The following is a 25,034-nucleotide window of genomic DNA, read 5'->3' as shown; positions in this document are numbered from 1 at the left end:
AGCCCGGTCAGAAGCCGGGGAGGAGGCTGATGAGGAGGTCGATGAGCTTGATGCCCACGAACGGGGCGATGACCCCGCCGAGGCCGTAGACGAGCAGGTTGCGCTGCAGGATCTGGGAGGCGCTCGCCGGCCGGTAGGTCACGCCACGGAGCGCGAGCGGGATGAGGAACACGATCACGATGGCGTTGAAGATGATCGCGCTCGTGACCGCCGAGGCCGGCGAGTGCAGCTGCATGATGTTCAGCGCCGCGAGTCCGGGGAACACGCCCATGAACATCGCCGGGATGATCGCGAAGTACTTCGCGATGTCGTTCGCGAGCGAGAACGTCGTCAGCGCGCCGCGGGTGATGAGCAGCTGCTTGCCGATGCGGACGATGTCGATGAGCTTGGTCGGGTCGGAATCGAGGTCGACCATGTTGCCCGCCTCCTTGGCCGCCGAGGTGCCCGTGTTCATCGCGACGCCGACGTCGGCCTGGGCGAGTGCCGGGGCGTCGTTCGTGCCGTCCCCGGTCATCGCGACGAGGCGCCCGCCCTCCTGCTCGCGGCGGATGAGGTCGAGCTTGTCCTCCGGGGTGGCCTCGGCGAGGTAGTCGTCGACGCCGGCCTCGGCCGCGATGGCCTTCGCGGTGAGCGGGTTGTCTCCGGTGATCATGACCGTGCGGATGCCCATGCTGCGCAGTTCGTCGAACCGCTCTCGGAGGCCGTCCTTGACGATGTCCTTGAGGTGCACGACCCCCAAGATCCGCGCTTCCACAGGCTGGGTCCCTGAGCCTGTCGAAGGGACTGAGTCCGGCTGGGTCCCTGAGCTTGTCGAAGGGCCTGAGTCCGGCTGGGTCCCTGAGCCTGTCGAAGGGCCTGAGCCTGTCGAAGGGCCCTGCACCGCGACGACGAGGGGCGTGCCGCCGCCCGAGGCGACGTCGTCGGTGAGGGTCGTGAGCTCGTCATCGGGGGTCTGCCCCAGCCAGGCCGCCACGGCCGAGGCCGCGCCCTTGCGGATCTGCGTGCCGTCGGCGAGGTCGAGACCGCTCATGCGCGTCTGCGCCGTGAACGGGACGACGACGGCGTCCGCCGGGGCCTGGACCCGGATCCCGCGGGCGGCGGCGAGCTCGACGATCGATGCGCCCTCCGGCGTCGGATCGGCGAGGGAGGAGAGGGCAGCCGTGCGCAGCAGCTCCGCGGCGTCCACCCCGGTGAGCGGCAGCACGGCGTGGGCGCGGCGGTTGCCGTGGGTGATGGTACCGGTCTTGTCGAGGAGCAGCGTGGTCACGTCGCCCGCGGCCTCCACCGCCCGCCCCGACATCGCCAGCACGTTCCGCTGCACGAGCCGGTCCATGCCCGCGATGCCGATGGCGGAGAGGAGCGCGCCGATCGTGGTCGGGATGAGGCAGACGAGCAGGGCGATGAGGACGGGGATGCTCACCGGCGACGCCGCGTACGACGCGATCGGGTTCAGCGCGAGGACCACGACGACGAACACGATCGACAGGCTCGCGAGGAGGATGTTGAGGGCGATCTCGTTCGGGGTGCGCTGTCGGCTCGCCCCTTCGACGAGGGCGATCATGCGGTCGACGAACGTCTCGCCGGGCTTCGACGTGATGCGCACGACGATCCGGTCCGACAGCACCCGCGTGCCGCCGGTGACGGCACTGCGGTCGCCGCCGGACTCGCGGACGACGGGGGCGCTCTCACCGGTGATGGCTGACTCGTCGACCGTCGCGATGCCCGCGACGATGTCGCCGTCGCCCGGGATGAGCTCGCCCGCGCTGACGATCACGAGGTCGTCGCGCTGCAGCTCCGCCGACGACACCGTCTCCGTCGGCGCTTCGACAAGCTCAGCGACCCACTCCGCGCCCCCCTGGGTCCGCGAGCCGAGGCCTTGGGTCCCTGAGCCGAGGCCCCGGGTCCCTGAGCCGAGGCCCCGGGTCCCTGAGCCGAGGCCCCGGGTCCCTGAGCCGAGGCCTTGGGTCCCTGAGCTTGTCGAAGGGCCCACCACCCGCCGCGCCATCGTCTGGGTGCGGGTGTTCCGCAGGCTCGCGGCCTGGGCCTTGCCGCGCCCCTCGGCCACCGACTCCGCGACGTTCGCGAAGAACACGGTCAGCCAGAGCCAGATCGCGATGCCCCAGGTGAACGCCGCCGGGACGGGGGTGCCGCCGGACGGGGCGGGTCCGCCGAGGAAGGGCTCCGCGATCGCGAGGACGGTCGTGAACGCGGCGCCGACCCAGACGAGGAGCATCACGGGGTTGCGCACGAGCGTCGCGGGGTTGAGCTTCCGGAGCGCGCCGGGGAGCGCCTGAGCGAGCTGGGCGCCGCCGAAGGAGCGCGGAGGACGGGCCGCGACGGCGGGGGCGTCCTGCTGTTCGGGAGGGGTGGTCAGGAGGGTCATGGTCAGAGTCCTTCGGCGAGCGGTCCCAGTGCGAGCACGGGGAAGTAGGTGAGGGCCGTCACGACGACGGTCACGGTGAGGAGCAGGCCGACGAACTGCGGCCGGTGGGTGGGGAGCGTGCCGGTCGTGGCCGGCACCCGCTCCTGTGCGGCGAACGATCCCGCGAGGGCCAGCACGAGCACGATCGGGAGGAAGCGCCCGAGCAGCATCGCGGCGCCCAGGGCGGTGTTGAACCACGGGGTGTCCGCCGTGAGGCCGGCGAACGCGGAGCCGTTGTTGTTCGCGGCGGAGGTGAACGCATAGAGCACCTCGCTCATGCCGTGCACGCCCGGGTTGAGGATGCTCGTGGACTCCACGTCCTCGCGGATGCCGGGGATCGCGAAGCTCAGGGCCGTGCCGCCGAGGACGAGCACCGGGACCACGAGGATGTAGAGGCTCGCGAGGGTCATCTCCCGCGGTCCGATGCGCTTCCCGAGCCACTCCGGGGTGCGGCCGACGAGCAGCCCGCCGACGAAGACCGCGACGATCGCGAGCACGAGCATCCCGTACAGACCGGAGCCGACGCCGCCCGGAGCGACCTCGCCGAGCATCATGTTCAGCATCGGCATCATGCCGCCGAGCGCGGTGTACGAGTCGTGCATCGAGTTCACCGCCCCGGTCGAGGTGAGGGTGCTCGCGCTGCCGAAGAGGGTCGAGCCGAGGATGCCGAAGCGCTGCTCCTTGCCCTCCATCGCGGCCCCGGCGAGTTCGGGCGCGGCCCCGCGTCCCGCCAGTTCCAGGGCCGAGAGTGCGGCGAGCGAGGCGAGGAACAGGGTGCCCATGACCGCGACGATCGCGTACCCCTGGCGGTGGTCGCCGACCAGTCGGCCGAACGTGCGGGGGAGGGCGAACGGGATCACCAGGATCAGCAGCACCTCGAGGAGGTTGGTCCACCCGGTCGGGTTCTCGAAGGGGTGGGCGGAGTTGGCGTTGAAGAAGCCGCCGCCGTTGGTGCCGAGCAGCTTGATGGCCTCCTGCGACGCGACCGGACCGCCGGGGATCGTCTGCGTGCCGCCGGAGACCGTGGCGACGTCGGTGAAGCCGTTCACGTTCTGGATCACGCCGCCCGCGAGCAGGGCCACCGCGCCGATCAGGGCGAGCGGGAGCAGCAGCCGCCCCAGGCCACGGGTGAGGTCGACCCAGAAGTTGCCGATCGTCGCGGAGCCACGGCGCGCGAGACCGCGGATCAGGGCGATGGCGATGGTGAGGCCGACGGCGGCGGAGACGAAGTTCTGCACCGTGAGGCCCGCGAGCTGCACCGTGTAGCCCATGGTCTGCTCGGGCGAGTACGACTGCCAGTTGGTGTTCGCGACGAAGGACGCGGCGGTGTTGAACGCGAGTCCCTCCGGCACGGCGGGCAGGCCGAGCGACGCGGGGAGGAAGGCCTGGAGCCGCTGCAGCCCGTAGACGAGCAGGAGGCCGACGAGCGAGAACAGCAGCACGCTGCGGGCGTAGGCGCGCCAGGTCTGCTCGGAGCGGGGGTCGACGCCGATCACCCGGTAGAGCCCGCGCTCGATGCGCAGGTCGCGTCCGGAGGTGTAGACGTGCGCGATGTAGTCGCCGAGGGGGCGGTAGAGGAGCACGAGCACGACCACGACGGCCGTGATCTGGAGGACGCCGTACAGGACCGTCGCGTCCATCAGAAGCGCTCCGGGGCGACGAGCGCCACGACCAGGTAGACGACCGCGGCGACGGCGAGGACCGCGGCGAGGATCTCGAAGACGATCATGCGCGGTCCACCGCCTTGGCGATGAGGGACACGAGGGCGAACAGCGCCAGGGTCAGCGCGAGGTAGATGATGTCGAGCACGTCCTCGATCCAACTGCGCCGCCCGGCCGCATCCGTCGATCCTCACGTTTCCCCTACGCCCACCCCCTCGGATGCATGCGGGTTGCTCACGGAGACGGCCTTCGAATCGCGCACCTGGTCCCAAACCCGCCGCCGATGCAGCCAGGTGCGCGATTCGAAAGGGGGCGCCGGCCCTATGCTCACGAGGTGGGGATCAGAAGGATGCGGATCGGGACGGGGACGGGGATCGTCGCCGGGCTCGTGGTGGCCGCGCTCGTGTGCGTGCTCACCGGGTTCCTTCCGCCCACGGACGCCGGTGCGCTCGGGGAACGGATCGCGCCCGTGCTGGGGTTCGTCGTCGCGATCACGATCGTCGCCGAGCTCGCCCGTGACGCGGCGGTGTTCGACGTCGTCTCGCAGCGCCTCGCGCGCTGGGGTCGCGGCCGCGTGGTGGTGCTGTGGGCGCTGGTGGTCGTGCTCGCCGTGGTGAGCACCGTGTTCCTCTCGCTCGACACGACCGCCGTGATCGTCACACCGGTCGTCGTCGTGCTGGCGCAGAGCATCGGCGTCTCCCCGCTGCCGTTCGCCCTGGCCACCGTCTGGCTCGCCAACACCGCGTCCCTCGCGCTCCCGGTCTCGAACCTCACGAACCTGCTCGCCGCGCCCGCGATGGGGGAAGGGCCGGGGGCGTTCATCGCGCTGAGCTGGGCGCCCACGCTCGTGGGGATCCTGGTGCCGGTCGCGATCCTCACGGTCCTGCAGCGGCGCACGGTCTTCGGCACGTATGAGATGCCCGAGCCCCGACGCCCCGCCGACCCGACGCTGTTCTGGAGCGCCACCGGCGTCCTCGTCGTGCTGATGCCGCTGCTCGCGCTCACCCACGACGTGTGGATCCCCGCTACGGTCGCGGCTCTCGCGTTGATCGCGCTGTTCGCCGTCCGTCGTCGCCACGCCCTGCGATTGTCCCTCGTCCCGTGGCAGGCGCTCGCGCTCGCCGCGTCGCTGTTCGTCCTGGTCGAGTCCGCGCACGCGCAGCGGCTGCTCGACTTCCTGACCTCACCGACCGCGAGGGGCGACTCTCTCGGCGACCTGTTCGGGCTCGCGGCGCTGGGAGCCGTGAGCGCGAACGCGATCAACAACCTCCCGGCCTACCTCGTGCTCGAACCCGCTGCAGGGGACCCGGTCGCCTTGATGGCCCTGCTGATCGGTGTGAACCTCGGTCCGCTCATCACGCCGTGGGCCTCGCTGGCGACGCTCCTCTGGCACCATCGCGTGACGGCGCTCGGGGTCGAGATCCGCTGGGGCCGCTTCGCGCTCTGGGGGGCCGTCGCCGCGGTGCCCACCGTCGTCCTGGCCACGCTCGTCCTCTGACCCCGTTTCGAATCGCGCGCTTTGCTGCAAATCCGCCCGAGATGGAGCAAAGTGCGCGATTCGAACGGGGGTCAGACGCGACGCATCTCGGCGGCCAGGGCGGGGTGGACGGCGTCGAACCGGGCGGCGATGCGCTCGCGCACCTCGGGGGCCTTGTTCTGGCTGAGCTTGGCACGCGCATCGAACCGGGTGACCCGGAGCCGCAGGCCCACCGTGCCCTTCGCGGCTCGTCGGGTGCCGGGCTCGTCCTCCGCGAGGCTCCGCCCGTGGGGCTGCCCACCCTCGAAGTGGTCGGTGAGCCGGGTGAGCATGGCGTAGTTCTCCTCCGCGGTGAGGATCTCGGGGGTGCCGGAGAGGTGCGCGGTGACATGGTTCCAGGTCGGCACGAGGTCCCCCGGCGCATAGAGGCTCGAGGACACGTAGTCGTGCGGCCCCTGGATGATCACCAGGACCTCGTGTCGACCGAGCTCGTGGAGCTCGTCGTCCGGACGCCCGAAGTGGCTCACGAGCACGATGTCCTCCTCGTCCTCCTCGAGCAGCACCGGGTAGTGCGAGGCGACGAGGCCGGCGGAGGCCGGTGAGACGAACGTCGCCCACGGGTGGGCGCGGATGAGGCGCTTCACCTCGTCGGGGTCGGTCATGAGGTAGCGGGGGGTGTGACGCATGGCGCCTCCTGTCGGGTGGGGGTGGGGGTGGGAGAAGAGCTGCGGGTGCGGACGGCGAGTCCGGCGCACAGGACGACGGCGAGCCCGCCGAGCACCGTGGCCCCACCGACGTCCTCATGGAAGAGGAAGGCGGCCCAGGTGATGCCCATGACGGGCTGGACGAGCTGAATCTGACTTACCTGCGCCATCGGGCCGATGGCGAGGCCGCGGTACCAGGCGAAGAATCCGAGGAACATGCTGACCGCGGCCAGGTAGGCGAACGCGAGCCACGCGGTCGGGGTGGCGATGGGCGGGGCGGCGACCCCGGCGGCCACGGCCACCGCGAGCATCACGGGGGCGGCGAGCACCAGCGCCCACGAGATCGTCTGCCAGGCGCCGAGCTCGCGGGCGAGCAGGCCGCCCTCCGCGTAGCCGACCGCCGCCGCGATGACGGCGCCGAACAGCTGGAGGTCGGCGGGGCGAAGGGCGCCGGAGGTGCCGTTCTGCAGGGTCGCGAAGACGAGGGCCGCCGCGGACCCGAGGAGCGCGAAGACCCAGAACGAGGCGGACGGGCGCTCGCGGGTGCGCAGCACGACGGCCACGGCGGTCGCGGCGGGGAGGAGGCCGATCACGACCGCCCCGTGGCTCGCCGGCGTCGTGGTCATCGCGAACGAGGTCAACAGCGGGAAGCCCGCGACCACGCCGAGGGCGACGATCGCGAGTCGTGCCCACTGGACCGGGCTCGGCGGCTGCTGACGGGTGGCGAGGAGGACGAGAGCGGCGAGCACGGCGGCGACGACCGCGCGCGCGGAGCCGATGAACAGCGGCGAGAGTCCGCCGCCGAGGGCGACCCGCGTGAACGGGAGCGTGAACGAGAAGGCGACGACGCCCAGCAGCCCCCAACCGGGACCGGCGGCGCGGGATAGCAGTGTTCCGTTCGGACGGATAACGCTACTGTGTTCTTTCATGAGTCAGGATAGCACCGCGCGGATCGTGGCCGGCCTGCGGGCGTGGATCGCCACGGCCGCTCCCGGTGCCCGCCTCCCCTCGAACCGCGCGCTCACGGCCGAGTACGCCGCGAGCCCCGTGACCGTGCAGAAGGCGGTGCAGCAGCTCGTCCGCCTCGGGCTCGTCGAGGCGCGACCCGGGGTCGGCACCTTCGTCCGCGCCGCGCGCACGGTCCTTCCGGCGGACTACGGCTGGCAGTCCGGAGCCCTGGGAGCGGCCGCCGTGCGCCTGGACGGTCTCTCCTCGGCGCAGCGCCCGACCTCGCCGGACGCGATCGGGCTGCACTCCGGGTATCCGGCTCCGGATCTCCTCCCCGAGCGGCTCGTCCGGCAGGCCCTCGTGCGCGCCTCCCGGACCGCGTCCGCCCTCACCCGCTCGCCCGCGGCCGGCGAGCCCGGGCTACAGGAGTGGTTCGCGGCGGAGCTGGCCGCCGCGGCGCCGGCGGGGATCACGGTGCCGACCGCCCGCGACGCCGTCGTCATCTCCGGAAGCCAGAGCGGACTGAGCTCGATCTTTCGGGCGGTCGTCGGTGTCGGCCGGCCGCTGCTCATCGAGTCGCCGACCTACTGGGGCGCCCTGCTCGCGGCGGAGCAGGCGGGGGTCGTGCTCGTTCCCGTCCCCTCCGGCCCGCAGGGACCGGATCCGGACGCGGTCGACAGGGCGCTCGCCGAGACCGGAGCCCGCGCGTTCTACGCGCAGCCCACGTTCGCGAACCCCACCGGCGCGCAGTGGCCGGCGGCGACGGGGGAGGCCGTGCTCGACGCGGTCCGTCGCCACGGCGCCTTCCTCATCGAGGACGACTGGGCGCACGACCTCGGCATCGACGCCGGCCCCCGCCCCGTGGCCGCCTCCGACCACGACGGCCATGTGGTGTACCTGCGCTCGCTGACGAAGAGCGTGTCTCCGTCCCTGCGGGTGGCGGCGGTGATCGCCCGCGGTCCGGCCAGGGATCGCATCCTCGCCGATCGCGCGGCGGAGTCGATGTACGTCAGCGGTCTGCTGCAGGCCGCCGCCCTCGACGTGGTGACGCAGCCGGCGTGGCGCACACACCTCCGCGGCTTCCGGGAGCAGCTGCGCTCGCGGCGCGACCTGCTGCTGTCGTGCCTGGCCGCGCAGGCGCCGACTGCGCTGGTGGAGGCCGTGCCGGTCGGCGGGCTGAACCTCTGGCTGCGGCTGCCCGACGGCACCGACGCCGCAGCCGTCGTCCGGGAGTGCGCGGCGCGCGGCCTCGTCATCGCGCCGGGGAGCGAGTGGTTCCCCGCGGAGCCCTCCGGCTCCTACGTGCGGCTCAATTACGCGAGCGCCGACCCGTCCCGCTTCCCCGAGGCCGCGACGATCCTCGGTGCGGTCCTCGCCGGAACCTGACCGCCGCCATCAGGACTCGGACGGCGGCCCGGCGGGGCGGTGCGCCCGGCGTCCGGCCACCACGACCGGCCGCCCCGCCCGCTCCTGACCGGGCAGCGGACGGGAGCGCCGGCCGTAGATGAGTTCGGACGAGTCGAGCAGCCACGGCACCAGGGTGATGGACACCCCGTGCACGAGCATGAGCTGGTTCGCGAGGCGGCGGGCGCGCCGGTTGTGCAGGAAGTTCTCCCACCAGTGCCCCACGATGTACTGCGGCAGGTAGACCGTGACGACGGAGGAGCCGTGCTTCTCGCGGTACTGCCGGATGAACTGCGTCACGGGCTGCGCGAACGAGCGGTACGGCGACTCGACGATCACGAGCGGCACCGGCACGAGGTGGTCGGTCCACTCCTGCTGCAGGCGCGCGGCGTCGTCCTGCGACACGGCCACGTGCACGGCGAGGGTCTTGTCGTGCTTGGCGGCGATCGCGTAGTCGATGGCCTTCATGACCGGCTTCTGCAGGTGGTTCACGAGGACGATGGCGACGTCGCCGGAGGCGCCGAAGCGGGTGGTGTCGTCGATGGCGATCTCGTGCTCGACGTCCCGGTAGTACCGCTTGACGCCGATCATGAGGAACGCGAGCACCGGGATGGCGAAGAACACGAGGTAGGCGCCGTGCGTGAACTTCGTGATCGTCACGATCACGAGCACGAGGACGGTCAGCGTCGCCCCGGCGGAGTTGATGAGCAGCCCCACGCGTGCAGAACGCCGGTCGGCGGCGCCGTCGCCGTTCGGCGGGGCGGGTGTCCGGAGCAGCCGTCGCCAGTGCCGCACCATGCCGATCTGGCCGAGGGAGAAGGAGACGAAGACGCCGATGATGTAGAGCTGGATCAGCGTCGTCAGCCGGGCCTGGAACACCACGAGCACGGCGATCGCGGCGATCCCGAGGAGGATCATGCCGTTGGAGAACACGAGCCGGTCGCCGCGGGTGTTCAGCGACTTCGGGGCGTAGCCGTCGCGGGCGAGCACGGCGCCGAGCAGGGGGAAGCCGTTGAAGGCGGTGTTCGCCGCGAGGAGCAGCACGCAGGCCGTGGCCGCCTGCACGATGAAGAACGGGATGCTGCCGCCGCCGAACGTCGCCGCGGCGATCTGCGCCATGAGGCTCGGCTGCGGGTTCGTGCAGTCGAACCCGATGAGGTCGCAGGGGTTCTCGGCGTAGTGCACGCCGGCGATGAGGGCGAGGGCGGTGAGTCCGGAGAACAGGCAGATCGCGATGGTCCCCATGAGCACGAGGGTCGACTGGGCGTTGCGCACCTTCGGGGCCCGGAACGCCGGGACGCCGTTCGACACGGCCTCGACCCCGGTCAACGCGGAGCAGCCGCTGGAGAACGCCCGGAGGATGAGCAGCAGCACGGCCGCCTGGCTGAGGCTCTCGGCCTGCACGGCGAACTCCGCGCTGGAGGCGATCGGGGCGTCGCCGAGTGCCGTCCGGACGAGCCCGGTGACGATCATGATGCCGACCGAGCCGATGAACACGTAGGTGGGGATGGCGAACACGAGCGACGCTTCCCGCACGCCGCGGAGGTTCACGATGATGATGAGCACGACGAAGCCGACCGCGAGCTCCACGCGGAGCGGGTCGAGCGCCGGCACCGCCGAGATGATGTTGTCCACGCCGGACGCGACCGACACGGCCACCGTGAGCACGTAGTCGACGAGGAGGGCCGCGGCCACGATCACCCCGGGGACCTCGCCGAGGTTCTTCGACGCGACCTCGTAGTCGCCGCCGCCGGAGGGGTACGCCTTGATGAGTTGCCGGTAGCTGAGCACCACCACGAGCAGCAGCACGACGACGGCCGCGGCGACGAGCGGGGTGAACGACAGGAACGTGAGGCCGCCGATGAGCAGGATCATCACGAGCTCCTGCGGGGCGTAGGCCACCGAGCTCAGCGCGTCCGAGGCGAAGATCGGCAGCGCCATGCGCTTGGGCAGGAGCTGCTCGTCGACCTGGGCGCTCGTCAGCGGGTCGCCGAGCAGGATGCGCTTGGCGCGCGGCGGCGCGTCCGGGGTCGGCCTCGTTTGTTCTGACACGTCCGGCGACACTACGCCGACCGGAGGCGCCCTCACGCGATCCTCACGGAATCCCTACGGCCCGGTGGCGCTCCCTCACGGAATCCTCACGGCCTCCCGGTATCCTTGCGTCGGTGGGGGATCAGGTGGTTCTGGGGGTCATCGCCGTGGCGATCGGCTTGGCCGCGGGCGTCGTCCTCTTCGTGCCCTTCGTCGCGATCAGCTACCGCCGCCGCGGACGCCTCTCGCTCGGCCGCACGCTGCTCTGGCTCGCGGCGCTCGTCTACTTCTGGGCCATCTGGACGTACACGCTGCTGCCGCTGCCCGACCCGGACGCCATCCGGTGCGTGGGGGCGATCACCGACCCGATGTCCGTGGTGCGCGATGTGCAGAAAGCGTTCGCGGCGCCGGGCAACCCGCTGCGCCAGCCCGCACTGCTCCAGCTCGTGTTCAACGTGCTGCTGTTCGTCCCGCTCGGGGCGTTCCTCCGCGTGCTGGGCGGCCGCGGCCTGCCGACCGCGCTCCTCGCCGGCTTCGGGCTCTCGCTGCTCGTGGAGACCACGCAGCTCACCGGGGTCTGGGGTCTGTACCCGTGCGCCTACCGCTTCTTCGACGTCGGCGACCTGATGACGAACACGACCGGAGCCGTGCTCGGCTCGGTGCTCGCGCTCGTCGTGCCCCGCTCGCTGCGCGGTCTCCAGGCCCGGGCGGATGCCGACGAGCCGCGCCCTGTCACCCGTGGTCGCCGCGCGCTGGCGATGCTGTGCGACGGACTCGCGAACGGCTTCGTCGTGCTCGCCGGGGGCGTCGCGGTGCAGCTCTGGCTCGAGTACGTCGTGCAGGACCGTCAGGCCGTTCTCGACGGCACCCTCGCCGGCACGGTGAGCACGGCGGCCGCCTGTGCGCTGTGGCTCGTGGTCATCCTCGTCACCGGCCGCTCGGTGGGAGACCTCGCCGTGCAGCTGCGCTACACCGGGTCGCGGCTGCCGGCCGCGCTCGCCCGGCTGCTGCGATGGGCGGGCGGCATCGGCGGACTCACGGCTCTCGGGATGCTCGGCGGGGTGTTCGACGCGCTCTCCTCGGTGCTGATCCTCGTCGCGATCGTGCTGCTGTTCACCACCCGCCAGGGGCGCGGCCTCCCCGGTCTCCTCTCCGGCCAGCACCTCGAGGACGCCCGCGTCGCGCTCTCGAATCCACAGGGGTTTCCGATCACGGATCGATAACGTCGTCCTCATGAGCGTGATCCCCGTCGACGAGCACCTGATCTCCGAGGCGAAGGAGCTCCGCGACCAGCTGCAGCGCTTCCTCCGCGAGTACGAGTTCGGGATGCGCGAGGTGGAGACGAAGATCTCGATCCTCCGCGACGAGTTCACCCACGATCACGCGTACAACCCCATCGAGCACGTGAAGAGCCGGCTGAAGTCGCCGGACAGCATCGTCGAGAAGATCGCCAGGAAGGGCATCGACGACCCGGACTTCGACCGCATCCGTGCCGAGATCACCGACATCGCCGGAGTGCGGGTGACGTGCAGCTTCGTCGCGGACGTCTACCGGCTGTTCGATCTGCTGACCGCGCAGGACGACGTGACCGTCCGCACGGTGAAGGACTACATCGCCAACCCGAAGCCGAACGGGTACAAGAGCCTGCACGCCATCATCGAGGTCCCCGTCTTCCTCTCGACGGGCGCGCTGTCCGTGCCGGTCGAGGTGCAGTTCCGCACCATCGCGATGGACTTCTGGGCGAGCCTGGAGCACAAGATCTACTACAAGTTCTCCAACCAGGTGCCCGCGCACCTCGTCGACAGCCTCAGCGACGCCGCCGACGCCGCTGCCGAACTCGACACCCGCATGGAGCGGCTGCACCGCGAGGCCCATGGCGTGCCGCAGCGGCAGCTCGCGCCGCCGCCTCCGCCCGCGCCGGGGATCGTCGAGGTCTGAGCACCCCGAACCGGGTCAGGCCAGGAACTCGCGGGCGGCGGCGGACATCGCCGTGACCCCGACCTCGATCGTCGGATGGATCTCCGGCGCGAAGAACGGCGAGTGGTTTGTGGGGATGTCCTTCTCCACGGTGCCCGCCGCGACGGCCTCGGCGAACCGGGCGGGGTCGACGCCGCCCCAGAACCAGAACACGAGCGGCACCTCGGCGTCGCGGGCGAACCAGGAGACGTCCTCGCTGCCGGTGAACATGCCGGGGTCGACGACGGCCGAATCGCCGAGCGCCCGACGCAGCGCCGACGAGACCCGCGCCGTCGCCTCCTCGTCGTTGATCGTGGCGGGGAGCGTGTGCTGGGTGTGGATCTCCGGCTCGCGCTCCGCGCCGGAGGCCATCGCCTCGGCGCGCACGATCCGCTCGACGCTCGCCAGCACCTTCTCCCGCACGTCCTCATTCGGGTAGCGGAGGCTGAGCTCGAGCTTCGCCTCGGCCGGGATGATGTTGTTCTTGAGTCCGGCGTGGATCGAGCCGACCGTCACCACGGCCACGCCCTGCGGGTCGATCTCGCGCGAGGTGATCGTCTGCAGGCGCATCACGGTCGCGGCCGCCATCACGACCGGGTCGATCGTGGCGTGCGGGCGGGAGCCGTGGCCGCCGCGGCCGTGCAGGGTGACGGTGAGGCCGTCCGACGCGGCCATCTGGGTGCCGCTGCGCACGCCGATGATCCCGGCGGGGAGCGGGGTGACGTGCTGACCGAGCACCACGTCGGGCTTCGGATAGCGGTCGAGCAGACCGTCGTCGAGCATCGCCCTGGCCCCCGCGCCGTACTCCTCGGCAGGCTGGATGAGCACGACGAGAGTGCCCGACCACTCCGCGCGCGTGGCCACGAGCTTCTCCACGGCGCCGATCATCGCGGTGACGTGCATGTCGTGACCGCAGGCATGCATGACGGGAACAGTCGTGCCTGCGGGGTCGACGCCTCTCGCGGTGCTCGCATATGCGAGGCCCGTCTGCTCCTCGACCGGGAGCGCGTCCATGTCGGCGCGCACCCACACCACCGGCTGCGGGAACTCCTCATCCTGGGTCCCTGAGCCTGTCGAAGGGTTCCGCAGCACCCCGACCACGCCGGTCACCCCGACGCCTTCTTCGACCTCGAGGCCCAGGTCGCGCAGGTGCTGGGCGGCGATGCCCGCGGTCCTGGTCTCCTGGAACGACAGCTCGGGGTGCTGGTGCAGGTCGATGTAGAGCGCTTCGAGGTCGATCGTCATGGCCAGAGCCTAGCCGGGTGTGCGCCGAGACCCCGGCGTTCCGCCAAGACCCCCGCTTCGCCGCGCCGGGAGGGCGGGGTCTCGACGGGAACGTGGGGTCTCGGCAGGGTCAGTGCACGTAGGTCGACAGTTCGGGTCCGGGACGCAGCACGGCGTTCACGATCGCCTGGATCGCGAATTCGCTCGTCTCGCCGAGTCCGATCACCTCGGGATGCAGGAGCCACTGGAGCTGCAGGCCGTCCATCACGGCGAGGATGGCGGCCGAAGCGGCGGCGATGGTCGCGGGTTCGGTCACACCCTCCTGGGCGCAGAGTTCCCCGAACGCCGCCGTCACCTCCCGGCGCAGGGTCGTATAGCGCTCCTCGAAGTACTCGCGACCGGGGTGGTCGTCGGTCACCGACTCGGAGGAGAGCACCGTGTAGGCCTGCACGATGCCCGGCCGCTTCTCGTTGGCGAACGCCGTGCGGACGAGGTGGAGGAACAGCTCCGGTCCGTCGGGGATGTGCTTCTCGGCGAGGTCGGCGACGTCGGCCTGATCGCGGTAGGCGAGCACCTCGAGGAGGAGCTTCTGCTTCGAGCCGAAGTGATGCAGCACGCCCGCATGGGTGATGCCGACCTGCTCGGCGACGTCGGCGAGCGTGCCGTTCGTGGAGCCTTTGTTGCCGAAGATCTCCACGGCCGCCTTGAGGATCTGCTCGCGCTTCTCCCGCGTCGCCGGGCGCACCCGCACCGCGTGCACGTCGTCCGTCATGAGCCCACCTCCCCTCATCCCGCTCTGCTTGCCAACCAACTTACTCCTCGGTAACCTCTCCACAGCTTACTTTCTCGACAGTAAGCAAAAGCGGCGGCCGGCGGTGATCCCTCGGCCGCGACGCCGCACAAGGACCCGTGCCCAAGGAGAAGCAATGAAGCTCACGAAAACCCTGATCGCCGCCAGCGCGGTAGCCGTCCTCGGCGTCTCGGCGCTCGCCGGATGCTCGGCGGGCGGTGGTTCCGGCGACGGCGCCGGTTCCGCCTCCCTCACCATCGCGAAGCCCGACGGCGCGATCAGCACCGAGTCGAACAACCCGTTCGTCGGCGACTCCGCGGCGTCGAAGTACGGCTACGCCAAGGTGGTGTTCGAGACTCTGGCACTGGTGAACCAGACGGGTGACCGCGGTGTGACGCCGTGGCTCGCCGAGAGCCTCGAGTGGAACGACGACTATACGCAGCTCACCGTCGTCCCCCGCGCGGACGTGACCTGGAGCGACGGCGAGCCGTTCACGGCCGACGACATCGTCTTCTCCTTCGAGACCGCCTCGATCCCCGCCCTCGACACCGCCGGCCTCAAGTTCGAGGGTGCCGAGGTCGACGGCGACAAGGTCGTGCTGAGCTTCGGTGACTCCAAGTACGTGAACCAGGCCCGCGTGCTGCACGTGCCGATCGTCCCCAAGCACATCTGGGAGAACTTCGACGACCCCGCCACCGACCCCGTCAAGGGCGACGACCTCGTCGGCACCGGCCCCTACGCGATGGCGAACTGGTCGACCGAGTCGGTCACGCTCGACGCACGCGACGACTACTGGGGCGGCGACCTCGCCGTGCCGGAGCTGCACTACGTCTCGTACGGCGACAACACCGCCCTCACCACGGCCCTCGCGAACGGCGACGCCGACTGGGCGCAGGCGTTCATCCCGCAGATCGAGGAGCAGTTCCTCTCGGCCGACCCCGAGCACAACAAGTTCCTCGCCTCCCCGACCACCGGCTCCGCCACGCTGTTCATGAACCTGCAGCAGAAGCCGTTCGACGACCCCGCCTTCCGTCAGGCGCTCGCCTGGGTGATCGACCGCGACGCCTATGTCGACATCGCGCGCGAAGGTGCCAGCGAGCCGGTCTGGTCGGTCACGGGGCTGTCGTCGATCCTCGAAGACGAGATCCAGCCGGAGTTCCAGGGCGTCGACTACACGGTCGACGCCGAGAAGGCGCGTGATCTGCTGGAGACCGCCGGGTACACCTGGAAGGACGACGCCCTGATCGACCCCGACGGCACGCCCGTCTCGTTCACGCTCTCCGTCCCCTCCGGCTGGAGCGACTGGAACACGGCGCAGGAGCTCATCGCCGAGGACGTGAAGGACGGCATCGGCGCCGAGGTCAAGATCGATATGCCGGACTGGGGCGGCTGGGCCGATCCCCGCGACAACGGCACGTTCTCCGCGATCATCCACTGGCTGGAGGACAGCGGTACGGCGTACGGCCTGTACACCTCGACCATGGATCCGCGCTGGATCTCGCCCGAGGGCAAGGCCGGCTTCAACTTCGGCCGCTTCGACGACCCGGAGGCGACCGCCGCGCTGAACACCTACGCCAACGCCTCGTCCGACGAGGAGCGCACCACCGCGATCGACACGCTGCAGACGATCTTCTCGGAGCAGGTGCCGGCCATCCCGCTGGGCGCCCACCCGCTGCTGGGCGAGTTCAACACGCGCAACTACGTCGGCTGGCCGTCGGAGACCGACACCTACGCGTCCGCCGACCCGACGCAGCCGAACATCGTGCAGATCCTCACGAAGCTGAAGCCCGCCGAGTAGGACTTCGACAGGCTCAGCCACCCACAGCCGGGACTTCGACAGGCTCAGCCACCCCTCTGGGTCCCTGAGCCTGTCGAAGGGCCACCCCTTCTGGGACCCTGAGCCTGTCGAAGGGCCCGCCCCCACAAAGGACACCCCATGCCAGATCCCCTGCTCACCGTGCGTGACTTCTCCGTCGTGTACGACGTCGATCCGCCCGTCGAGGCGGTGAAGAACGTGACCCTCGAACTGCAGCGCGGCGAGATCCTCGGCCTCGCCGGGGAGAGCGGGTGCGGCAAGACCACGCTGGCCTACGGGGTGCAGCGCCTGCTGCGCGCTCCGGCCGTCATCACCGGCGGCAGCGTGACGTTCCACGACGTGACCGGCATCGACATCGACATCAATGCGCTCGACGTCGGCGCGATGCAGCGGTTCCGCTGGGACAGGGTGTCGATGGTGTTCCAGGGCGCGATGAACGCCCTCAACCCCGTGGCGACGATCGGCTCGCAGCTGGAGGACGTGTTCGAGATCCACCGCCCCGACATGAACCGCAGGCAGCGGCGTGCCGAGGCCGAGGAACTGCTCGAGATCGTCAAGGTCGGCCGTCAGCGTGTGCGCTCCTTCCCGCACGAGCTCTCCGGCGGCATGCGCCAGCGCGTCATGATCGCCATGGCCCTGGCGCTGCGTCCGCAGCTGATGGTCATGGACGAGCCGACGACCGCGCTCGACGTGCTGGTGCAGCGGGAGATCCTCAAGCAGATCTCCCAGCTGCGCCATGAGTTCGGCTTCTCCGTGATCTTCATCACCCACGACCTGCCGCTCCTGCTGGAGATCAGCGACCGGATCGCGATCATGCGCGAAGGAGAGATCATCGAGCTCGATACGGCAGAGCGCATCTGGACGCAGCCGGAGCACGAGTACACGAAGACCCTGCTGTCGTCGTTCCCCCGGCTCACCGGGGAGAGAGGGGTGCTGGTGCGATGACCACCCTCGAGTTCCGCCACGTCACGAAGGCGTACAACGTCCGCGGCGCCGGGCAGATCAAGGCCCTCGACGACGTGAGCTTCACCCTGACGTCGGGTCAGACGATCGGCCTGGTCGGCCAGTCCGGCAGCGGCAAGTCCACGATCGCGAAGATCCTCACCCAGCTCGAGACCCCGACCAGCGGCGAGGTGCTGCTCGACGGCAAGCCCATCCCGCGCCGCGGCAGGGGCCTGCGCAAGTATCGCCAGCAGCTGCGGATGGTGTTCCAGGACCCGTTCGCCTCGCTCAACCCGTACCACTCGATCCGCTACCACCTGGAGCGTCCCATCCGCCTCGACGACGTGGTGCCGAAGAAGGAGACCGAGAACGAGGTGCGTCGGCTCCTCGACCGGGTGCGCCTCGATGCGGACGCGGTGATCGACCGCCGCCCCCACGAGCTGTCGGGCGGACAACGGCAGCGTGTGGCCATCGCCCGTGCCCTGGCCTCGCGTCCCTCGCTCCTCGTCGCCGACGAGCCGGTGTCGATGCTCGACGTCTCCATCCGGCTCGGCGTGCTGAACCTGCTCGCCGACCTGCAGCGTGAAGAGGGACTCGGAGTGCTCTACATCACGCACGATTTGGCGACCGCCCGGCACTTCAGCGACGAGATCATGGTCCTCAACCAGGGGCGCGTGGTCGAGTACGGCACCGCCGACGATGTGATCCTCAACCCGCAGGATCCGTACACCCGCGAGCTGCGCGCGGCCTCTCCCGATCCGGAGAAGCACTTCGCTGCGGCGGCATCGAACGGAGGCGCGCTGTGAGCACCGCATTCCCCCAGCTCGACGACGACGACCTCGTCGCCCGCGATGCCCTGGAGGTCGGCACCACGGCGACCACGGCGGAGCGCACCAGGCGGCCGGTGCCGTGGCGCTTCTTCGCCGGTCGCGCGGCGTTCTACCTTTTCACGCTGTGGGCGGCGATCACGATCAACTTCTTCCTGCCCCGCCTCATGAAGGGCGACGCGGTCAGCTCGTACCTCGCGCGCAACCGCACCGTGAGCCCCGAGGCGGCAGAGGCCCTGCGCGTGCTGCTCGGTATCGACACCGACAAGTCCATCTGGCAGCAGTACCTCGAATACTGGGGGATGCTGCTGCGCGGCGACCTCGGCATCTCGACCCTGCACGGTCTGCGGCCGGTCGCCGAGGTGCTCGCCGCCGCCCTGCCCTGGACGCTCGGGCTGGTCGGCATCGCGACCATCATCTCCTTCGCGCTCGGCACGCTGCTCGGAGCCGTCGTGGGGTGGAAGCGCGGCAGCAAGCTCGACGCGATCATCCCGGTGACGACCTTCTTCAACACGATCCCGTACTTCTGGCTCGGGCTCATCGCGATCGCGATCTTCTCCTCGACCCTGAAGTGGTTCCCGTCCTCGCACGCCTACGACAAGGGGCAGTCACCGGAATGGAGTCTCGACTTCATCGGTCAGGTCATCATGCACGGCACGCTCCCGGCCCTGACCATCGTGGTCGCCTCGCTCGGCGGGTGGGTGCTCGGCATGCGGAACATGATGCTGACGGTGCTCGACGACGACTACATCACGGTCGCGCAGGCGAAGGGCATGCCCAACAAGCGGGTGCTCTGGGGCTACGCCGCGCGCAACGCGGTGCTGCCGCAGATCCAGAGCTTCGCGCTGTCGATCGGCTTCATCGTCGGCGGCACGATCGTCATGGAGATGGTGTTCAGCTATCCGGGTGTCGGCAAGCTGCTGCTCGACGCGACGAACGCCAAGGACTTCGCCCTCATGCAGGGCGTGTTCCTCGTGATCACGCTCTCGGTGCTCGTGGCCAACATCCTCGCCGATGTCGTCTACGCCTACCTCGACCCGCGCACGCGCCAGATGGAGTCCTGACATGACCGTTCCCACCACCGCAGCGAACACGGCGCCGGACGGATCGGCCGTCGTCTCCGGCATGCCCGAGACCGCCACGCTGCGCACCCCGCCGGCGGGAACGCCGCCGCGCACGACCTTCTGGTCGCAGCTCGCGCAGGCGTTCGCGATGTTCCGCAACCCCAAGTCGATCGCCGGGCTCCTCATCCTCGGGGCGTTCGTGCTCATCGCGATCTTCGCCCCGTGGATCGCCCCGTACGGGCCGACCCAGAAGGACCGCACGGCGCTGCGTCAGCCGCCCTCCTGGGAGCACTGGCTGGGCACGACGCACATGGGCGAAGACGTGCTGAGCCAGATCATCTACGGCACCCGCGGCGTGATCGTCGTCGGCTTCCTCGCGGCGTTCATCGCCACGATCATCGCGATCACGATCGGTGTGATCGCCGGCTACGTGCGCGGCTGGAAGAGCGAATCGCTGTCGGCGCTGACCAACGTGTTCCTGGTGATCCCCGGCATCCCGCTGATCATCATCATCGCCTCGCAGTTCGAGAACCCGCCGCTGATCGTGATCGCCGCGGTGCTCGGGATCACCGGATGGGCGTGGGGCGCCCGCGTGCTCCGAGCGCAGACCATGTCGCTGCGCAACCGCGACTTCATCCAGGCCGCCCGAGCGAACGGTGAGCCGCTGCGCCGCATCATCACGGTCGAGATGCTCCCGAACCTCATGGCGCTCATCGCGTCGAGCTTCGTCGGCACCGTGACCGCGGCGATCCTCGGCCTCACGACCCTGGCCTTCATCGGGGTGATCCCGGTCAGCAACCTCAACTGGGGGACGATCCTGTTCTGGGCGCAGCAGAACGGCGCCTTCCCGCGGCTGTGGTGGTGGTACGTGCCGGCAGGGCTGTGCATCGCGATCATCGGCGTCGCGCTCTCGCTCATCAACTTCGGCATCGACGAGTACGTCAACCCGCGACTGCGCTCGGCCGGTGAGCGGGCCAGGGCGATGAAGAAGAAGGGGCTGAACGTGAACGACGCCGTCACGGTCGTCCGCAGCGTGCCCCTGCCGGAGAAGAGCCCCGATCCCGTATCGTCGGCGACCTCGCCTGCCGCTTCCGGCGCCACCGACTCCTCGAACACCGCCACACCGCACACGAACCAGAACACGAAGTGATGACCTCTCAGACTCTGACCACGCAGCTCCCGTACCAGGACCCCTCTCTCTCGATCCGCGAACGCGTGGCCGACCTCCTCAGCCGGATGACGGTGGAGGAGAAGGTCGGGCAGATGCTCCAGCTCGACGCCCGCGACGACATCGACGACCACGTCCTCCGGCGGCACGCGGGATCGATCCTGCACGCCTCGGACGAGCGTCTGCGGCGGGCCGCCGCCCTGGTCGCGCAGACCCGGCTCGGCATCCCGCTGCTCGTGGGCGAGGACTGCATCCACGGCCACTCGTTCTGGCCCGGAGGCACGATCTACCCCACGCAGCTCGGCATGGCGGCGTCCTGGGACCCGGCGCTCGTCGAGCGCGTGGCGCGGGCGACGGCCGAGGAGGTCGCCGTGACCGGCATCCACTGGACGTTCTCGCCGGTGCTGTGCATCGCCCGCGATCTGCGCTGGGGGCGGGTCGGGGAGACGTTCGGCGAGGACCCGTTCCTCATCGGGGAGCTGGCTTCGGCCATGGTGCGCGGCTATCAGGGCGACGGGCTCGACGACCCCACGGCGATCCTCGCGACGGCCAAGCACTTCGCCGGCTACTCGGAGACGCAGGGCGGCCGCGACGCGAGCGAGGCGGACATCTCCCCGCGCAAGCTGCGCTCCTGGTTCCTGCCGCCGTTCGAGCGGGTCGCCCGCGAGGGCTGCCGGACGTTCATGCTCGGCTACCAGACGACCGACGGGGTGCCGATCACGCTGAACGAGTGGCTGCTCAGCGACGTGCTCCGCGGCGAGTGGGGCTACACCGGCACCCTCATCACCGACTGGGACAACGTGGGCCGGATGGTGTGGGAGCAGCGGGTGCAGCCCGACCTCACCCATGCCGCGGCCGCGGCCGTGCGCGCCGGGAACGACATGGTGATGACCACGCCAGGGTTCTTCGAGGGGGCGCTGGACGCGGTCGCCCGGGGGCTGCTGCCGGAGGACGCCTTCGACGACGCGGTCTCCCGCATCCTCACGCTGAAGTTCGAGCTCGGACTCTTCGAAGACCCGCGGCTGCCCCGCGACGACGTGTCCGCCGTGGTCGGCAGCGCCGCGCACGCGGACCTCAACCTCGAGATCGCGCGCCGTTCCCTCGTGCTGCTCGAGAACGACGGCGTGCTGCCGCTGGATGCCGCGGCACCCCTGCGGGTGGCGGTGACCGGGCCGCTCGCGGACGACGCGCAGACGCAGCTCGGCGACTGGGCCGGCGGTTCGGGCCAGGCGGGCTGGCTCGACGGACAGCCCCGCGAGATGATCACGACCGTGCTCGACGGCCTCCGTGCGGTGGACGCGTGGACGGTCACGCATGCACGCGGCGCCGACATCCTCACGCTCGCCGACGACCCCCGCGGCACGCATTTCCCGGACAACCAGCCGCGTCCTCCCGTGGTGCAGCCGTGCCTGCCGGATCCTGCGCTCATCGCGGAGGCGGTGGCCGCCGCCGAGGCCGCCGACGTCGTGGTCGCGGTGGTCGGCGATCGCATCGAGCTCGTGGGCGAGGGGCGGTCCACGGCCACGCTGGAGCTCATCGGCGGCCAGAACGCCCTGCTCGACGCTCTCATCGAGACCGGGAAGCCCGTCGTCGTGGTGCTGCTGGCGTCCAAGCCCCTCGTGCTCCCGCCCTCGGTGCAGCGGGCGGCGGCGGTGGTCTGGGCCGCGAATCCCGGCATGCAGGGCGGGCGGGCGCTCGCCGACATCGTCACGGGTGCCGTGGAGCCCTCGGGACGGCTGCCGATCTCGTTCGCGCGGCACGTCGGGCAGCAGCCGACCTATTACAACCAGATCCGCGGTCAGCACGGCGACCGCTACGCCGACCTCACCCAGGCGCCGGCGTGGGCCTTCGGCGAGGGCCGGTCGTACACGACCGTGGCGTACGCGGAGCTGGAGCTGGAGCAGACGGAGCTGCGCCTCGGCGACACCGTGGTGGGGCACGTGACCGTGACGAACACGGGGGACCGGCCCGTCCGCGAGACCGTGCAGGCGTACGTGCGGGACGAGGTGACGAGCGTGAGCTGGACCGACCGCGAGCTCAAGGCCTTCCGGCAGGTCGACCTCGCGCCGGGGGAGAGCGCGCGCGTGCGGATCGAGGTCCCCGTCGCCGACTGCACGATCGTGACCGCCGCCGGTGTCCGGACGGTGGAGCCGGGCACCTTCACGCTCCTCGTCGGCCCCAGCTCCCGCGAGGAGCACCTCCTCCCCGCCTCCTTCGAGATCTCCCCGTCCTGATTCCCCGAGACCCCGCTTTCCCGCCGAGACCTCGTCGTGTCCGCGCGGCGGAGGCGGGGTCTCGGCGAGAGGCGGGGGGATCGGCCTCGATTTGACCTCAAGTGCGCTTGAGGTTTTACGGTGGAGGGCGTGAGTGGGACAGAGAAGAAGTCGCGATGACGTACGTGATCGCACTGCCATGCGTCGACCTCAAGGACAAGGCCTGCATCGACGAATGCCCGGTCGACTGCATCTATGAAGGGGAGCGGTCGCTCTACATCCACCCGGATGAGTGCGTGGACTGCGGAGCGTGCGAGCCGGTGTGCCCCGTCGAGGCGATCTACTACGAGGACGACCTCCCAGACGAGTGGCAGGACTACTACAAGGCCAACGTCGAGTTCTTCGACGAGATCGGCTCGCCCGGAGGCGCCGCCCGCACCGGACTCATCCGGCACGACCACCCGCTCATCGCCGCGCTCCCGCCGCAGGAGGTGCACGAGTGACTCCGCGCATCGCGATCGTCGGCGCGGGACCCGCAGGCATCTACGCCGCCGACCTCCTCCGGGCGCAGGTGCCGGAGGCGGCCATCGACCTGTACGAGAAGCTCCCCGCTCCGTACGGGCTCGTCCGCTACGGCGTCGCCCCCGACCACCCGCGCATCCGCAAGATCATCGATGCGCTGCACGACGTGCTCCTCCAGCCCGGCATCCGGTTGCTCGGCAACGTCGAGGTCGGCGTCGATGTGACGGTCGACGAGCTCCGCCGGGCGTACGACGGCGTCGTGATCGCGACCGGAGCCGACCGTGACGTGACGTTCGACGTGCCGGGAGCGGAGCTTCCCGGATCGTTCGGCGCCGCGGATTTCGTGGCCTGGTACGACGCGCACCCCGACGTCGCGCGGGGCTGGGGCCTGGAGGCGGAGTCCGTGGCCGTGATCGGCGCGGGCAACGTCGCCCTCGACGTCACGCGCATCCTCGCGAAGCACGCCGCGGCGCTGGAATCGACCGACACCCCCGATCACATCCTCGACGCGCTCGCCGCGAGCCGGGTCCGCGACGTGCACCTCTTCGCCCGTCGCGGTCCGGCCGATGTGCGCTTCTCGGCCCTGGAGCTGCGCGAGCTCGGGGAGCAGCACGACGTGGAGGTGATCGTCGATCCCGCCGACCTCGAGCTCGACGACCACGCCGCCCGCATGCTGGAGCAGTTCTCGCAGCGCCGCATCATCGTGCGCACCCTCACGGAATGGGCGCAGCGTCCGTCCACCGAAGCCTCCCGGCGCATCCACCTGCACTTCCGGCATCGACCCGTCCGCGTCCTCGGCACGGACCGTGTGGAGGGCATCGAGTTCGAGCGCACGGCCTCCGATTCGCTCGGCCGCATGATCGGCACCGGCGAGCTCGTGCGGTACGAGGTCGGCGCCGTCTACCGGGCAATCGGCTACCTCTCCTCGCCCGTGCCCGGCGTGCCGTTCGACGCGGCGCGGGGCATCGTTCCGAACGCGGAGGGACGGGTGCTCGATGCCGACGGCACGCCCGTCCCCGGCCTCTATGCGACCGGCTGGATCAAGCGCGGGCCGATCGGGCTCATCGGCTCGACCAAGTCCGACGCCGCGCAGACCGTGCAGCATCTCGTGGAGGACCTCGCCGCGACGCCGTCCGCCCGCATCGACCGCGACCCGCCCGTGGACCTCCCCGGCGTGGTGGACTGGGAGGGTTGGTTGCGCATCGACGAGGCCGAGCGCCGCGCCGGAGCCGTCCGCGGTCGGGAGCGCACGAAGCTCGTCGACCGCGCGGCCATGCGCGCCCACGCGACCCCCACCCCCATCCCTCTCGAGGAGAGCACCCGATGACCCCCGACCCGCACACCACCCCGCACCCCGCCGCTCCGGTGCCCACGCCGGTCGGGGAGGGACTCAAGGCGGCGTTCCGCACCCATCCCGCCGGTGTCGCCATCATCACGGCGCAGGGTCCGGACGGCCCCGTCGGCCTCACGGCGTCGAGCGTGTCGTCGGTCGCGGTCGACCCGGCGGCGATCGTGTTCTCGGTGACCAGGGCGACCGGAAGCGCCGGGGCCATCCTCGGCGCCGAGACCTTCGTCGTGCACCTCATCGACGACGAGCACTCCGCGCTCGCCCAGAGCTTCGCGGTGAGCGGTTCCGAGCGCTTCACGCCCGAGCAGGGCTGGACGACGCTGCCGACCGGCGAGCCGCACCTGGCCGAGGCCCGTGTGGCCCTGCGCTGCCGGGCGATCCAGACCGTGCCCGTCGGCTCGTCGACCGTGGTGATCGCCGACGTGCTCGAGGTGCTCACCGGCCGCCCCGCCCGCCCGCTCGTCTACATCGACCGCCGATTCCACGCCCTGTCCCACGACACCGCCCTCTGACCCCG

The 25,034-nt window shown here is 70.6% G+C and carries 21 protein-coding genes; 13 read left to right on the top strand and 8 right to left on the bottom strand.

Annotation, left to right across the window (positions count from 1 at the left end):
* Positions 1–7: 7 nt before the first annotated feature.
* From kdpB to KVS71_RS00635, 3 genes are read right to left on the bottom strand one after another with little or no spacing between them, the layout of a single operon-like run.
* A complete protein-coding gene (gene kdpB / locus KVS71_RS00650) occupies positions 8–2,383 on the bottom strand; it encodes a potassium-transporting ATPase subunit KdpB (protein ID WP_254635338.1) in 2,376 nt (791 codons plus the stop codon).
* A gap of 2 nt (positions 2,384–2,385) precedes the next feature.
* Entirely contained in the window at positions 2,386–4,062 is a 1,677-nt protein-coding gene (gene kdpA, locus KVS71_RS00640; RefSeq protein ID WP_144881477.1) for a potassium-transporting ATPase subunit KdpA, read from the bottom strand.
* Complete coding sequence (locus tag KVS71_RS00635) at positions 4,062–4,151, bottom strand: potassium-transporting ATPase subunit F (protein ID WP_036292752.1); 90 nt, start codon at positions 4,149–4,151, stop codon at positions 4,062–4,064. The genes kdpA and KVS71_RS00635 overlap by 1 nt, the downstream gene beginning before the upstream one ends.
* Positions 4,152–4,432: 281 nt before the next feature.
* Between KVS71_RS00635 and KVS71_RS00630 the strand changes: the two genes are divergently transcribed.
* On the top strand, positions 4,433–5,581 hold the full coding sequence (locus KVS71_RS00630) for an SLC13 family permease (protein WP_217582858.1): 1,149 nt from the start codon (positions 4,433–4,435) through the stop codon (positions 5,579–5,581).
* A 71-nt stretch (positions 5,582–5,652) separates the two neighbouring features.
* On the opposite strand, the gene KVS71_RS00625 is transcribed toward KVS71_RS00630, so the two are convergent.
* Together KVS71_RS00625 and KVS71_RS00620 are read right to left on the bottom strand one after the other, a co-directional pair.
* The gene (locus KVS71_RS00625; protein ID WP_217582857.1) at positions 5,653–6,246 is read right to left on the bottom strand and encodes an FMN-binding negative transcriptional regulator; all 594 of its coding nucleotides are present in this window, start codon (positions 6,244–6,246) and stop codon (positions 5,653–5,655) included.
* The gene (locus KVS71_RS00620) at positions 6,219–7,193 is read right to left on the bottom strand and encodes a DMT family transporter (RefSeq protein WP_217582855.1); all 975 of its coding nucleotides are present in this window, start codon (positions 7,191–7,193) and stop codon (positions 6,219–6,221) included. The genes KVS71_RS00625 and KVS71_RS00620 overlap by 28 nt, the downstream gene beginning before the upstream one ends.
* On the opposite strand from KVS71_RS00620, the gene KVS71_RS00615 reads away from it, so the two are divergent.
* On the top strand, positions 7,192–8,598 hold the full coding sequence (locus tag KVS71_RS00615; protein WP_217582853.1) for a PLP-dependent aminotransferase family protein: 1,407 nt from the start codon (positions 7,192–7,194) through the stop codon (positions 8,596–8,598). The genes KVS71_RS00620 and KVS71_RS00615 overlap by 2 nt on opposite strands.
* Positions 8,599–8,607: 9 nt before the next feature.
* On the opposite strand, the gene KVS71_RS00610 is transcribed toward KVS71_RS00615, so the two are convergent.
* Positions 8,608–10,680, bottom strand: coding sequence for an APC family permease (locus KVS71_RS00610; protein WP_217583879.1), 2,073 nt, complete (start codon positions 10,678–10,680; stop codon positions 8,608–8,610).
* 101 nt (positions 10,681–10,781) lie between these two features.
* On the opposite strand from KVS71_RS00610, the gene KVS71_RS00605 reads away from it, so the two are divergent.
* Together KVS71_RS00605 and KVS71_RS00600 are read left to right on the top strand one after the other, a co-directional pair.
* A complete protein-coding gene (locus tag KVS71_RS00605) occupies positions 10,782–11,870 on the top strand; it encodes a VanZ family protein (protein WP_060923334.1) in 1,089 nt (362 codons plus the stop codon).
* Positions 11,871–11,880: 10 nt separating this feature from the next.
* Positions 11,881–12,585 (top strand): GTP pyrophosphokinase family protein, encoded by a 705-nt coding sequence (locus tag KVS71_RS00600; RefSeq protein ID WP_025104005.1) that lies wholly within the window; start codon positions 11,881–11,883, stop codon positions 12,583–12,585.
* A 15-nt stretch (positions 12,586–12,600) separates the two neighbouring features.
* Here the strand turns inward: KVS71_RS00600 and KVS71_RS00595 are convergent, their stop codons facing one another.
* The gene (locus KVS71_RS00595) at positions 12,601–13,848 is read right to left on the bottom strand and encodes an amidohydrolase (RefSeq protein WP_217582852.1); all 1,248 of its coding nucleotides are present in this window, start codon (positions 13,846–13,848) and stop codon (positions 12,601–12,603) included.
* A gap of 109 nt (positions 13,849–13,957) precedes the next feature.
* Entirely contained in the window at positions 13,958–14,599 is a 642-nt protein-coding gene (locus tag KVS71_RS00590; protein WP_217582850.1) for a TetR/AcrR family transcriptional regulator, read from the bottom strand.
* A 154-nt stretch (positions 14,600–14,753) separates the two neighbouring features.
* Between KVS71_RS00590 and KVS71_RS00585 the strand changes: the two genes are divergently transcribed.
* The 9 genes from KVS71_RS00585 (at position 14,754) to KVS71_RS00545 (ending at position 25,029) form a co-directional block, all read left to right on the top strand.
* Positions 14,754–16,415 (top strand): ABC transporter substrate-binding protein, encoded by a 1,662-nt coding sequence (locus tag KVS71_RS00585; protein WP_060923336.1) that lies wholly within the window; start codon positions 14,754–14,756, stop codon positions 16,413–16,415.
* Between the two features lie 138 nt (positions 16,416–16,553).
* On the top strand, positions 16,554–17,378 hold the full coding sequence (locus KVS71_RS00580; protein ID WP_217582848.1) for an ABC transporter ATP-binding protein: 825 nt from the start codon (positions 16,554–16,556) through the stop codon (positions 17,376–17,378).
* Positions 17,375–18,181, top strand: coding sequence for an ATP-binding cassette domain-containing protein (locus KVS71_RS00575; RefSeq protein WP_217582847.1), 807 nt, complete (start codon positions 17,375–17,377; stop codon positions 18,179–18,181). Before KVS71_RS00580 ends, KVS71_RS00575 begins: the two co-directional genes overlap by 4 nt.
* On the top strand, positions 18,178–19,266 hold the full coding sequence (locus tag KVS71_RS00570; RefSeq protein WP_217582845.1) for an ABC transporter permease: 1,089 nt from the start codon (positions 18,178–18,180) through the stop codon (positions 19,264–19,266). The genes KVS71_RS00575 and KVS71_RS00570 overlap by 4 nt, the downstream gene beginning before the upstream one ends.
* 1 nt (position 19,267) lies before the next feature.
* Positions 19,268–20,416 carry an ABC transporter permease gene (locus KVS71_RS00565; protein ID WP_217582844.1) on the top strand — a complete coding sequence of 383 codons (1,149 nt, stop codon included), beginning with the start codon at positions 19,268–19,270 and terminating at the stop codon, positions 20,414–20,416.
* Positions 20,416–22,668 carry a glycoside hydrolase family 3 N-terminal domain-containing protein gene (locus KVS71_RS00560; protein ID WP_217582843.1) on the top strand — a complete coding sequence of 751 codons (2,253 nt, stop codon included), beginning with the start codon at positions 20,416–20,418 and terminating at the stop codon, positions 22,666–22,668. The genes KVS71_RS00565 and KVS71_RS00560 overlap by 1 nt, the downstream gene beginning before the upstream one ends.
* Before the next feature lie 155 nt (positions 22,669–22,823).
* Positions 22,824–23,150: a ferredoxin gene (gene fdxA / locus KVS71_RS00555; RefSeq protein WP_025103996.1), complete on the top strand. Its 327-nt coding sequence runs from the start codon at positions 22,824–22,826 to the stop codon at positions 23,148–23,150.
* A complete protein-coding gene (locus KVS71_RS00550; RefSeq protein WP_217582842.1) occupies positions 23,147–24,496 on the top strand; it encodes an FAD-dependent oxidoreductase in 1,350 nt (449 codons plus the stop codon). The genes fdxA and KVS71_RS00550 overlap by 4 nt, the downstream gene beginning before the upstream one ends.
* Positions 24,493–25,029, top strand: a complete 537-nt coding sequence (locus KVS71_RS00545) for a flavin reductase family protein (protein WP_217582841.1) — start codon at positions 24,493–24,495, stop codon at positions 25,027–25,029. The genes KVS71_RS00550 and KVS71_RS00545 overlap by 4 nt, the downstream gene beginning before the upstream one ends.
* Positions 25,030–25,034: the final 5 nt, after the last annotated feature.

This window comes from Microbacterium sp. GbtcB4, from assembly GCF_019091465.1.
In the GTDB taxonomy this organism is placed as follows: domain Bacteria; phylum Actinomycetota; class Actinomycetes; order Actinomycetales; family Microbacteriaceae; genus Microbacterium; species Microbacterium paraoxydans.
This window is presented reverse-complemented; position numbering and strand designations above follow the sequence as displayed.

Excerpts from the sequence above, each read along its gene's own strand:
- KVS71_RS00630 (WP_217582858.1), top strand. The coding sequence starts at position 4,433 with ATGCGGATCGGGACGGGGACGGGGATCGTCGCCGGGCTCGTGGTGGCC.
- KVS71_RS00545 (WP_217582841.1), top strand. The coding sequence starts at position 24,493 with ATGACCCCCGACCCGCACACCACCCCGCACCCCGCCGCTCCGGTGCCC.
- kdpA (WP_144881477.1), bottom strand. The coding sequence starts at position 4,062 with ATGGACGCGACGGTCCTGTACGGCGTCCTCCAGATCACGGCCGTCGTG.
- KVS71_RS00585 (WP_060923336.1), top strand. The coding sequence starts at position 14,754 with ATGAAGCTCACGAAAACCCTGATCGCCGCCAGCGCGGTAGCCGTCCTC.
- KVS71_RS00625 (WP_217582857.1), bottom strand. The coding sequence starts at position 6,246 with ATGCGTCACACCCCCCGCTACCTCATGACCGACCCCGACGAGGTGAAG.
- KVS71_RS00595 (WP_217582852.1), bottom strand. The coding sequence starts at position 13,848 with ATGACGATCGACCTCGAAGCGCTCTACATCGACCTGCACCAGCACCCC.
- fdxA (WP_025103996.1), top strand. The coding sequence starts at position 22,824 with ATGACGTACGTGATCGCACTGCCATGCGTCGACCTCAAGGACAAGGCC.
- KVS71_RS00635 (WP_036292752.1), bottom strand. The coding sequence starts at position 4,151 with ATGATCGTCTTCGAGATCCTCGCCGCGGTCCTCGCCGTCGCCGCGGTC.
- KVS71_RS00600 (WP_025104005.1), top strand. The coding sequence starts at position 11,881 with ATGAGCGTGATCCCCGTCGACGAGCACCTGATCTCCGAGGCGAAGGAG.
- KVS71_RS00575 (WP_217582847.1), top strand. The coding sequence starts at position 17,375 with ATGACCACCCTCGAGTTCCGCCACGTCACGAAGGCGTACAACGTCCGC.
- KVS71_RS00620 (WP_217582855.1), bottom strand. The coding sequence starts at position 7,193 with ATGAAAGAACACAGTAGCGTTATCCGTCCGAACGGAACACTGCTATCC.
- kdpB (WP_254635338.1), bottom strand. The coding sequence starts at position 2,383 with ATGACCCTCCTGACCACCCCTCCCGAACAGCAGGACGCCCCCGCCGTC.
- KVS71_RS00580 (WP_217582848.1), top strand. The coding sequence starts at position 16,554 with ATGCCAGATCCCCTGCTCACCGTGCGTGACTTCTCCGTCGTGTACGAC.
- KVS71_RS00565 (WP_217582844.1), top strand. The coding sequence starts at position 19,268 with ATGACCGTTCCCACCACCGCAGCGAACACGGCGCCGGACGGATCGGCC.
- KVS71_RS00590 (WP_217582850.1), bottom strand. The coding sequence starts at position 14,599 with ATGACGGACGACGTGCACGCGGTGCGGGTGCGCCCGGCGACGCGGGAG.
- KVS71_RS00560 (WP_217582843.1), top strand. The coding sequence starts at position 20,416 with ATGACCTCTCAGACTCTGACCACGCAGCTCCCGTACCAGGACCCCTCT.
- KVS71_RS00615 (WP_217582853.1), top strand. The coding sequence starts at position 7,192 with ATGAGTCAGGATAGCACCGCGCGGATCGTGGCCGGCCTGCGGGCGTGG.